General features: G+C 43.7%; 7 protein-coding genes. 1 reads left to right on the top strand and 6 read right to left on the bottom strand.

Features of this window, described 5'->3' with window-relative positions:
* The 4 genes from AB4517_RS11230 to AB4517_RS11215 all read right to left on the bottom strand — a co-directional run.
* The coding region (locus AB4517_RS11230) for a methyl-accepting chemotaxis protein (protein ID WP_372148361.1) at positions 1-1,310 on the bottom strand (1,310 nt) is incomplete at its 3' end.
* 618 nt (positions 1,311-1,928) lie between these two features.
* Positions 1,929-2,345, bottom strand: coding sequence for a MarR family winged helix-turn-helix transcriptional regulator (locus AB4517_RS11225; protein WP_017059185.1), 417 nt, complete (start codon positions 2,343-2,345; stop codon positions 1,929-1,931).
* Positions 2,323-3,318: a CDF family Co(II)/Ni(II) efflux transporter DmeF gene (gene dmeF, locus AB4517_RS11220; RefSeq protein ID WP_017059184.1), complete on the bottom strand. Its 996-nt coding sequence runs from the start codon at positions 3,316-3,318 to the stop codon at positions 2,323-2,325. The genes AB4517_RS11225 and dmeF overlap by 23 nt, the downstream gene beginning before the upstream one ends.
* Positions 3,319-3,594: 276 nt before the next feature.
* The gene (locus tag AB4517_RS11215; protein ID WP_372148359.1) at positions 3,595-4,467 is read right to left on the bottom strand and encodes a LysR family transcriptional regulator; all 873 of its coding nucleotides are present in this window, start codon (positions 4,465-4,467) and stop codon (positions 3,595-3,597) included.
* A gap of 214 nt (positions 4,468-4,681) precedes the next feature.
* On the opposite strand from AB4517_RS11215, the gene AB4517_RS11210 reads away from it, so the two are divergent.
* Positions 4,682-5,941, top strand: a complete 1,260-nt coding sequence (locus tag AB4517_RS11210; protein WP_102547907.1) for an adenylosuccinate synthase — start codon at positions 4,682-4,684, stop codon at positions 5,939-5,941.
* Positions 5,942-6,026: 85 nt separating this feature from the next.
* On the opposite strand, the gene AB4517_RS11205 is transcribed toward AB4517_RS11210, so the two are convergent.
* Together AB4517_RS11205 and AB4517_RS11200 are read right to left on the bottom strand one after the other, a co-directional pair.
* Entirely contained in the window at positions 6,027-9,323 is a 3,297-nt protein-coding gene (locus tag AB4517_RS11205) for a type I restriction endonuclease subunit R (RefSeq protein ID WP_372148358.1), read from the bottom strand.
* Positions 9,324-9,455: 132 nt separating this feature from the next.
* Positions 9,456-11,138, bottom strand: a complete 1,683-nt coding sequence (locus AB4517_RS11200) for an SWIM zinc finger domain-containing protein (RefSeq protein WP_102398486.1) — start codon at positions 11,136-11,138, stop codon at positions 9,456-9,458.
* Between the last annotated feature and the right edge of the window lie 8 nt (positions 11,139-11,146).

The raw sequence follows: 11,146 nt of genomic DNA, 5'->3' as shown, positions 1-11,146 counted from the left end.
CCACGACCTTGTTCACCCGCACGTGCTGCTTCAATTGCTGCGTTCAATGCCAATAGGTTAGTTTGTTCTGCAATGCCTTGGATGATGTTTACTGCATCGCCGATCTGGTCAACATGATGGTTCAGTGAACTGATCGAATCTTGGCTGCTTGAAAGACGTTCAGACAACTGGGTGATGTTGCTGATGGTTTCAACCACCACTTCACGGCCTTTATCGGCATTCACTTTCGCTTGATGTACACCTTCAGCGGCAACCGATGTGCTTTCAGAGATCTCGCCAATGGTGAGTACCATCTCTTGAACTGACGTTGTCATTGTAGATGTGTGATTTGCTTGAACTTCAAACTGTTTGATTACTGACTCTAGCTCATCATGCATGTTCGATGTGCTTTGTGTCAGTTGCAGTGACTTAGATTGAGAGGCAGCGATAAGCCCTTCCAGTTGATCCAACAGTTGGTTGAAGTATTGGCCTAAAGTGCTGAGTTCGTCTTTGCCATCAAGGTGCGAACGAATAGACACGTCGTTAGAATCAACGATGTTACGAATCACCGAAAGCAGTGACTCAATTTTACCAATGATAGAACGGACGATTAACCAGCTGAACAGAATGATCGACACGAGTAGCGTGACGCAAAGGATGTTGTTGATCAGCGATAGTTTGTCCATCTCTTGCTGCGTTTGTTGGTCTAGCACCGCCGAGAATTCTTTAAACTGAGTCTCGATAACGTGCGAACCAGAACGCGCTTCGCCTAGCAGGCCTTCGTTATGCTTCAAACCGATCACGCGCTTTTGCTCAACCACTTGGCGAGCAGCGTCTATCAAAGCAGCTGAGCTACTCATATTTGAAGTTATAGAAAGAACACTCGGGTCAAACTCCCCCTTCTCAATTAAGTCATTGAACAGGTAAAGCTCGATTTTTTGTTCCGCACTGGCTGTCGCGCTGATGTTATCGAGCAAAACATGAAACTCGCCTAGCATACCTTTGTCACGTGATAGCCCATAGACTTCGCTCGCTTTAACTAAGTTAACAAAGCTGGTGTGGTAGGTTTCGATGTCTTCACGTAGGTGTGTGCTGTTGGCTAAACCTAAATCACTGAGCACTGTATCTAGCTCAGATTCAGACGCTAAGAATTTTTTGTAGTTTACGTCGAACTTGTCGAGGTATTTCATATCGCTACGCAGTAAAAAATCTTTCTCGTTACGGCGAAGGTTGAGCAAACGCACTTCAAGCTCTTTGGTAATTTGTTTGGCTTCGCTCATTTGAGCGGTGGTGTCTGCAAATTGTGATGTGGTAAACAGCAGTGAAATCATGCCGAAGATGGAGAACATCCCCAACGAATAGAGCTTTTTCTTTATGTTCATATACGTGGCTCGTCTTTACTAAATTAACTATGAGTATCTAAATAAATCGCATCAAAGAATGGATATCCAACTTGCGCGACCTGATTATTGTTATATTTTTTGTATCAGTAATGAGCACTAAATCTAGCGACTGTTCAGCCCACCAGCAGTGACATTCTCAATGGTATTCAAACAGAGAATGAATCTTTTCACTAAAGATAAAAGCATCAATAACACAAATTGAATACATGTACATTAGTTGAATGATAAAAGTGAGAGACAGCTATTTGACGGAACATAAATGGCTTGAATGTCATGGTATACAAGGCATTGAATTAAAAGACTTTGACGCACATTTGGATGCATTACTTATGATGACATTTTTTTGGCTCTCCAGAAGAGCACGAGCGAAGCGCAATATTGGAGGTTTTGACTTGGTTTTTAAACAGTGAATCCGTCTATTGATGATTGTACAGTAGAGCGTAAACGGCGAAAAAAATGGACCTACTCAATTCGAGTCAGGTCCATCTTTTGATTTTCTAGTCAATCGCTTTGCAGCTAAAGAGTTAGGTGCGAATTCAAGGCTGGCTAAAACGCTTTTACCATCTTGGTTAGGCACTTCAATAACACCGCTTTCTCGTCTTCTTCGATATCTTGCGTCAGCTCATTAACCAAATTCAAGTGAAGCTGATTGTGGTGAACGTGTATCTTCTGCCCTTCATCCGTCAAGGCAACCACAATCGCACGACGATCTGTTGGGTGTTCATGGCGCTCAATCAATTCAGCTTTAACCAACTTTTCTATTTGAACAGTAAGTGTACCCGTGGTAATACCCAACTTTTCAGCGAGCTCTTTCATTCTTAACGCACCATGCATACCAAGTACTTCAATGGTGTGTACTTGAGCCAGGGAATAACCCGTCTCTTTGACAACAGACTGCTCCCACGAAGACATTTTATCGTAGAACTCAGTCAGTATTTGGTTAAGCTGTTCTATATTTCGCATGGTCGTTTGAATGCACTTCAAGAGTAAGATGATTAATCTTATCAAACTTGGCGAGCATTTGTTTATATTCAGAGACGGTTTTATCACTGTTTGATTCAAGAGTAATCGCTGCTGAATAGTGATGTCCACTCACCTTCCACATATGGAAATCGGTGACCGACGCATAAGGCGTTAAGGTTTTGGTCACTGAGTCACGATAATCTTGGTCGATATTCTCATCCAGCAGGATTGGGCTGGTTTGTTTCATAAGGTTCATCGTCCACTTAGCAATCACGAATGCGCCAACCATTCCCATTGCTGCATCTAACCAGTTCCAACCGTAAAACTTACCAAATAGCAGCGCAACAATCGCAAGCAGCGAAGTTAGAGTATCCGCCAACACATGCATGTAGGCTGCGCGTAGGTTGTGATCATGATGGTGTCCGTGATGCTCGCCATGTTTATGACCATGGTCGCTGTCGTGCTCATGGCTATGTGAATGACCGTGATTCTTACTATGATTGTGGCCATGCTCGTGTCCGTGATCATGATGGTGATCGCCAAGTAAAAACATACTCACCACATTCACAGTTAAACCAATACAAGCAACGATGATCGCTTCATTGAACTGAATCGCTTGTGGGTTAAACAAACGATGTACTGATTCCACCAGCATCAACAATGCCACAATCCCCAATGCAATCGCGCTGGTGTAGCCCCCTAACACGCTGACTTTGCCAGTACCGAAAGAGAAACGTTCGCTCTCGGCATGTTTCTTCGCATAACGGTATGCAAATAAGGTGATACCAAACGCTGCGGCGTGCGTCCCCATGTGCCAACCATCGGCAAGCAATGCCATCGAGCCGTAAATAGTACCTGCAACAATTTCGACAACCATGGTAACGACGGTCAATAACAGGACATAGAACGTGCGTTTCTCACCTTGACTGTTATGTGAAGAAAAGTTGTGTTGGTGACGTGTTGGAAAACTCAAAATGGCGTCCTTAGCTTGTGTTTGTGGTTAGATGATCGTTGCAAATAAAAGCCCTTTGATTGACAAGTAATTTGACAATCAAAGTAATAATTTGAAATTTAGTTTGATTATCAAACTTTGTCAACGATGAATTTTGAAACTCTGATTTGCGGGACGAATAGTTGATGGTGAGCGCTAGTTTGTTCCAAAGATTATTGATTCAGTAAAAACGAGGCTTTCCAGGGACAAAAAAGCCCACTCGAGGTGGGCTGATTGAGTCAAACTCAATGATTGTATTTATTTGTTTTGCAATGAAATAATCTCATCATTCACCCAACCTAACAGCTGCTTGGTTGCTTTCGACAAGACTTGGTTCTGCCGAACAATATAACCAAGACTGGTGCTCGAGAAGTTGGTCAATGGTGTCACTTTCGAATGCAGGTGCTGCTTGGTTGATACCGCAAACTCCGGGACAATAGCCACACCAAATCCCGCTTCTGCCCAGTCGATTTGAGCATCGACACTCCCTACTTCCATCACCCTATAATTAGGTAGATTAAGGCTTGGTAAACCTTCATCAATAAAGTCACGCGTTCTCGTATCATGACCTAGTAGAATCAAAGTGAGCTCTGCATCAGAGTCTCGGATATCAACCCCATCGCCAAGCGCACACCAAGAAAGCTCTTGCAGCTTAGTGAAATACAAAGACTCGTTGTGCTGCTCTTTGGCGATAACAAAACCAATATCCGCTTGAGCATTTTTAACTAAATTCGATACCTGAGATGACGTGGTATTCAAGAGCGTAAGGTCAATACCGGGATACTGCGCTTTGAACTTCTGGAACGGACGAATTAGCAAAAATCGAGAAATGATGTCACTTACGGCAATGGTTAACGTCCCTATTTTAAGGTCGTTAATGGCATTGAGATCGGCCTGACAAATCTGCAGTTCGAGTAGCGTTCTTTGGCTTGTTTCCAATAGCCGTTCACCCGCTTGAGTCAATTGAAAAGGGCTTCTCTCTATCAACTTTATGCGTGTTTGTTGTTCCAGTTGTTTTAGGTGCAAACTCACATTGGGTTGTGTCATGTGCAGTGCATTGGCCGCTTTCCCAAAATGCTTGTACTCCGCAAGCGTCACAAACGTCTTCAACAAATTAATATCGAGCATCATGTCCTCTCTCTCGTGTCACTAATATCATTCCCTAAAAGTAAAGAATGCCCCATCGTCATTCCCTACAGTGAGGAACGAACGTGATAGGGAATCTCGTTTGTAGCTTAAGACTTTAAGGATATATGAAATCCTTATCAAGATAATAAAGATAATTAATTTCTCTTATCCACCTTGTAGGCCTAACATGATTCCTCAATCAGTTAGGAGAAAAATTATGCCATCTATCGTTGTTGTGGGCGCAAACTGGGGTGATGAAGGCAAAGGCCGCATCGTCGATTTTTTAGCAGACCAAGCTTCTGCTAGCATTCGTTTCCAAGGCGGAAACAATGCAGGTCATACTGTGGTAAATGACTTCGGTACATTCAAACTGCACCAACTACCTAGTGGTATTTTTAATCCTAATTGTACGGCGGTTCTTGGCCCTGGCATGGTGATCAGCCCTGCTGCGCTAACTGAAGAGATTGCAGAAGTTCAAGAGGCTGGCATCAAAGTGAAAATGGCGATCTCAGATCGTGCGACACTGTGTCTCCCTTTACATGCTCTTGAAGATACGCTTGAAGAAGAGCGTTTGGGCGATGGCGCTTACGGCTCTACACGTCAAGGCATTGCACCAGCGTACGGCGATCGTGTAATGAAGAAAGGCATTCTTGTCGGTTGGCTGAATCAACCTGAAATTTTAGAGCAGCGTATTCAATTCCTACTTGATTGGAAGATGCCTCAGCTTAAAGCGCTCTACCCTCAATGTGACTTCTCCCAGACTGCTTCTGAAATGACAGAATGGCTACTTGAAGTAACTAAAGCGTGGCGCCCGTTCATCTGCAACGTAACTGAGCCGCTTAAAGCGCTGCAATCACAAGACGCAAACCTACTGTTTGAAGCTCAGTTAGGCGCAGGTCGCGACCTTGTCTACGGTGAATACCCTTGGACAACATCTTCGAATGTAACCGCAGCTTATGCTGGCATTGGTAGCGGTTTACCTGCACTTCGTCCTGAACGTGTTATCGCTGTTGCTAAATCATTCAGCTCGTCTGTTGGTACTGGCACGCTAGTAACTGCAATGGAAGAACAAGACAGCTTCCGCGAAAGCTCTAACGAATACGGCGCAACAACAGGCCGCCCACGTGACATGGGTTACTTCGACGCGGTAGCAACTCGCAACGGTGTTGACCTGCAAGCTGCAACGGAAATAGCACTGACTAAGATCGATTGCCTGTCTGGTTTGTCTGAACTTAAAATCTGTACCGCTTACTCAGGTGAACATACTGAGAACCCGATTTGGCCACAAACGGCTGAGCTAAAGCCCGTATATGAAGATATGGCTGGCTGGGATGAAGACATCACGGGTTGCCGCACGTTTGAGAGCCTTCCTCAAGCAGCGCAAGATTACGTTACTCGTATCGAAGAGCTGATGGGTGTGCCAATCGTGATGGTATCGGTAGGTCCAGAGCGCGAGCAAATGATCATTCGAGGTTAGATCTCTATTCGAGTATTTCAGCTAAAGTGATTGTTTTAGCTGAAATACTCATTGATAAAATCAAATGTCATCAAATTTAAAGCGACTACACATTCTTCTTATAATTCTCAGCCTGCTCTAGCACGCCTTTGTAAACATCATCATTGGCTACTGGTGGGAAGCCATATTTGTGTAGCAGTAAGATTAAATCCACTTTCAACTTGGCTTTGATGTCATCGCGGCCTGCCCAGTCTGGGTATTGAGCGACATTGTCTACTGTGGTTTTCATCTCCTTCGCCAGTTCGAGCATCTTGTCATCGTCGTAAGTGAAATCGTACTTCTTGCGCATGTGGTTCAAGATATCGAGGAACGCTTTCTCTTCTAGGTCGATGCCTAGGTCTTCAAACGAGCCCATTTCTTTCACGATATCAAAGATAATGTCGGTCATTTCTTGAGAGAAGGTATCGAACTCCTCACCATTCAACACATCATTTTCACGACGTTCGTTGTATTGCTCCACCAGCGATTGGAAGCGCTTAGAGAAATTCATGCCTTGTAGTTGATTGACCTTTTTAAAGTCACTTATCGCCTTCTCTAGTAGCTTTTGAAGTAGCTGAATCTTGGTGTTTGGCAGCTTAATCTTGTTGATACGAGCTAGGTAATCTTCGTCAAAAATATCGATAGCTTCGGCGTGCTCATCACCAATCGTAAAGATCTCTTCTACTCCATCGGCACGAAGTGCTTCTGCCACTAACTCACGAACACGTCTATTCATTTGTGCCGTGTCTGGTGCATCACCTTTGGTTAGCTTAAAGATGATAGAGCGCACTGCGATATAGAAGTGAATTTGGTCACGCTCTTGCTGAGATAACAATTCACTACCACAGCAAACATCATAAGCCGCCTTCATACGGCCCACTAAAGCCATGAATCGGGTTTCGCCTTTCTTGGTTTGAAGGATGTATTCTGCCGACTGATTAAGGCACTCCAGCTGCTTACACGGCTCTCCTGTGTAATAACCTGACGTATCGAACTTGTGGAACATCTGTCTTAATAGATCGAGGTGGTTCTTCACCTCAATGACAGAAAAACGAATATCTTCAAAGTTAGTCTCATCAGCCTTTGAATACATCGCTAAGGCTTGATTCATTCGCGACTTGATACCAATGTAATCGACAACCAGCCCTTTGGCCTTGCCTTCAAACTTACGGTTAACACGTGAGATGGTTTGAATCAGATTGTGTTTCTGCAACGGCTTATCGATGTAGATAGTATCCAATTCAGGAACGTCAAAACCTGTTAGCCACATGTCGACTACAATAGCTATTTTGAAATTCGACTTGGGGCTCTTAAACTGCTGGTCGAGCGATTTTCGATATTCCTTTGTCCCTAGCAGGCTGTATTGGTCAGAGTCATCGTCTTTACCGCGCGTCATCACCATTTGCACCATCGCAAGTGGCTTTAACTTTTCTTTCTCTTTTTCAGTCAGCTCGACGCCATCAATCGATAGCTTTTCCTCGAACCATTCTGGCCTTAAGATTTTGACTTGCTTATAGAAATCAAACGCAATTTCACGACTCGCACAGACAAACATCGCCTTGCCCTTTATCGTGGAACCTTCTTTAACTCGCCCTTCATAATGTTCAACAAAGTCTTTCGCCAAAGCTTCAATACGGTCAGGGTCGCCAAGGATCGCGTTCATATTGGCAGAAGCTTTCTTACTCTCTTCTATCTGATGTTCATTGGTGCCCGCTTCTGCGCACGCTTGGTAGTATTTCTCTACCTCTTCAAGCTTGCTGTTATCAAGAATGACTTTAGCTGCTCGGCCTTCATAAACAATACGAACCGTAATTTCATCATTAACCGATTCTGTCATGGTGTAGCTGTCTACTGCATCACCAAATACATCAAGGGTGGCATCTATCGGCGTTCCGGTGAAACCAACGTAAGTCGCGCTTGGTAGAGAATCGTGCAGATACTTAGCAAAGCCGTATGTCTCTTTCACATCGACGGCTATACCATCTTGATATTTGATCACCACTTTCTTATCGAGGTTGACCTGTGAACGGTGAGCTTCATCGGAAATACAGATGATGTTTGTACGCTCTGAAAGCAATTCGATGTCTTCGGTGAACTTGTGGATGGTAGTCAGGAACACACCACCACTCTTGATGCCTTGCAGCTTGTCTCTTAAATCTTGACGGCTTTTAACTGGCACAACCATCTCATCACCAATGTAATCAGAGGCATTACAGAACTGTTTAGAAAGCTGATCATCGAGATCGTTACGGTCGGTAATAAGTACAATGGTCGGGCTTTCAAAATCGATGCTTTTCATCAATAGGCGCGATAGAAATTGCATGGTGAAGCTCTTACCACACCCTGTTGCACCAAAGTAAGTGCCGCCTTTACCACTTCCGTATGGCTTACGTTCTTTGTCGATGTTGTAGTAAAGCTTACGCGCTGCGTAGTACTGCGGGTAACGGCAACAGATTTTTATCTCTTTCTTTGAAGTATCAGGGAAGAAGACAAAGTTCTTCACCACATCAAGTAATCTGGTTTGGTTAAATAACCCAGCAATCATGGTGTAGAGAGAGTTAATACCCTCTTTTTCGGTAGACTCATTACCCGTTACTTTGCGCCATGCGTAGAAGAACTCATACGGCGCAAACAGGTTACCCATTTTGTTGTTCACACCATCACTGATGATGCACATCGCGTTGTAGACGAACAGCTTAGGAATATCACGGCGATAACGCACACAGATTTGCTTCCATGCATCAAAAATGGTCGCGTCTTTCTCTCGCACGGCACTTTTAAATTCAAACACCACCAGCGGTAAGCCGTTCACATAAAGGATGCCATCAGGGATTCGAATTTGTTCATCGACCCCCTCAATCTCTAGCTGGCTAACGATTTTATAGATATTGGTGTCAGTCGCTTCTAACCGATTTGTTTCTAGGTACGTAACCTTACCTTCAGCAACTTTTCTATCAGAGTTGTCTGCTTTAGATTTATTCTCTAGCAGCGGGACAAACATCAAGCGTAAGGCTTGTGCCAAATGTCTTGTATCGATTAACTCAATATAGAGGTCTTTCTTTGAGCGATCTTCACGCTTAAACAAGAAGCCATTCGTTAGCCATTGGCAGAAGGTTTTATTGCTATGGTACAAATCACTGGCAGGCAACGTTGAGATCATACGAACAATGGTGTCGATTTCGCTCTCGGTTATAGCATCGCCTCGGTACTCCTTGGCAAGGTAGCGTCGTAAGTCATCGACAATGAGTACTTGTTCTTTGTCTTCACGCGCTATTTGTTCACCCACTACGTGTGGGTAGCCTTGCTCACCCAATAGCTCAATAATGGCCTGTTCTAATTTGGCTTCTGTGAATTTTAAGCTCATCGCCTTTTCCTACTGCTGTTTGACGTTGTTTGTTGTTTTCTAAATTGAGTTATTTAAATTTGTTTTGTAGTAACTCGGTTTCGGGCTTTGTTCCATTTTCTCAACACCGCAGATCTTGTCACCTCCGCAGAATCAGATATATTTTGAATAATATTTCTGAATTAAAGCGAACATATTACGCTTACGCTTGTACGTGGTAGCGAGTTGCGCCACCTGACTATAAAATGTCGCCAATTGAGTAGGATGCGATTTCAGCATATTCTCTAAACGTCGAAGTAACTCTAAAGCTTGATCGTAAGCCGTATTATTGGTCTGTTCGATATAAGATGAGACTGCTCGCAGATAATAATCCAGCGTATTTTCAGGTTTATCATCCACAATATGATCGGCAAGCGAAATAAGTCCTTGTATTGATATTTTATGTTCGGCAACCCATTCGCACGCTTTGTCTAATTGCTGGTTATCGATATAGAACAGAACCAAGGCATCCGTACGATCAGAAGCTTGATTATAGCGGTCTGGTTGTTGATAGGCATTGGCAAGTAGCAGTTCAGTGCGGGAGAAAAATTCAACATCATCAATTTGGTAATTGGCTTTAAACTTCGCTAACTGTTGATAATATTGAAAGCTTGGTGATTGTTCTAACAAACGGTTAGCTAATACCCATGCAGAATGGATTTCACCTAGTTCAACATAAAGACGGAATTGAGCTTGTTCGCACGCACGAAGTTCATAATCACTCGCCATTTTTTTCGCCTTAGCTAACCAAAACTCAGCTTCTAACGGCTCTTGCTCATCAATGAACATATCAACAACTTCAAGATAATCTCGACACGTTCGTGCTATTTTTTGTTTAATTTCCGCCACTTCACGCCAATCGGAGCTGTGTTTCATTAACGGAACTGCCCATGAGCGTAAGTTCCAGCTACTCTCATCTTGCGATGCTTGATCTATCGCTTGGCGGCATAAGGTTAGAAAGTGGGTGTTAGATTGCCAAATCGCTCCAAAACTCTCTTCAATCGAAGGAAATACGTCAAATTCATAATGGGTCAAACGCTCAAACATCCACTGCGCTTTCTCTTGCTCACTCCAATTAAGCTTTGCCAGCGTCTTTGGCATGTGTTCGTTAATCATGCTTTCAATGCCATAACGATCGCCATTGGAGTCATCAATTTGCTCTAGCACCTTATTCAACCGTTCAACAAGGTAGTTGATTAATTTCCATTGATGATCGGCGTTAAGGCTTTGCATTGATTCAATGATCATGTTCAATTGAATTTCTGCTGAGTTGAAATAATCATGGCTTTCTCGCCAATCCCAGAGCTGTTCTCGCGGTAAGGCTTGGGTAACCAACTTTTTCAGCTCGCCATATACGGCTGGCTTTTCGCGTATTTCAATTTTTGTCAGCAGTGCATTCCATGTGTACTCATCTTCTTCTAGGTATTCGAGTAGCATCTCTACCATGGCCTCTTCACCAAGGCTTTGCAGGTGATTTTTTATGGTATCTCGTTCACTACTTTGGTTTAAAGCTTGTTCTTGGTCTTGTAGGCAAAGGGCAACCGCCACGCCGTGCTTGCACAACATTTGATATTGCGCCGCAGGGCAAGTACAAGTGCCAACCAGATCGCCAGTGAAATCGAGGCTCACTTGATAATTGAGGCTGCCTTTGACCTGTGCGGTCGCGGTGTTGCCAACAAGGTTAAGCTTGCGTACTGCACCACTGCGTGAAAGCAAGATGCCTTTTTGCAAAGTGCTTGTTTCACACAGTGTCGTCAATTCAGAAATGTCGATTTCACGAGTATTAGTTGCGTTCATTATATTAT

The sequence above is a fragment of the Vibrio sp. 10N.222.52.C3 genome, assembly GCF_041474195.1.
GTDB classification, from domain to species: domain Bacteria; phylum Pseudomonadota; class Gammaproteobacteria; order Enterobacterales; family Vibrionaceae; genus Vibrio; species Vibrio crassostreae_C.
The sequence above is the reverse complement of the archived record's forward strand: the minus strand, read 5'-3'. Positions and strand labels throughout refer to the sequence as shown.

Bases quoted from the DNA above. Each gene is read 5' to 3' on its own strand.
- AB4517_RS11225 (WP_017059185.1), bottom strand. From the start codon at position 2,345: ATGCGAAATATAGAACAGCTTAACCAAATACTGACTGAGTTCTACGAT.
- AB4517_RS11215 (WP_372148359.1), bottom strand. From the start codon at position 4,467: ATGATGCTCGATATTAATTTGTTGAAGACGTTTGTGACGCTTGCGGAG.
- AB4517_RS11210 (WP_102547907.1), top strand. From the start codon at position 4,682: ATGCCATCTATCGTTGTTGTGGGCGCAAACTGGGGTGATGAAGGCAAA.
- AB4517_RS11205 (WP_372148358.1), bottom strand. From the start codon at position 9,323: ATGAGCTTAAAATTCACAGAAGCCAAATTAGAACAGGCCATTATTGAG.
- AB4517_RS11200 (WP_102398486.1), bottom strand. From the start codon at position 11,138: ATGAACGCAACTAATACTCGTGAAATCGACATTTCTGAATTGACGACA.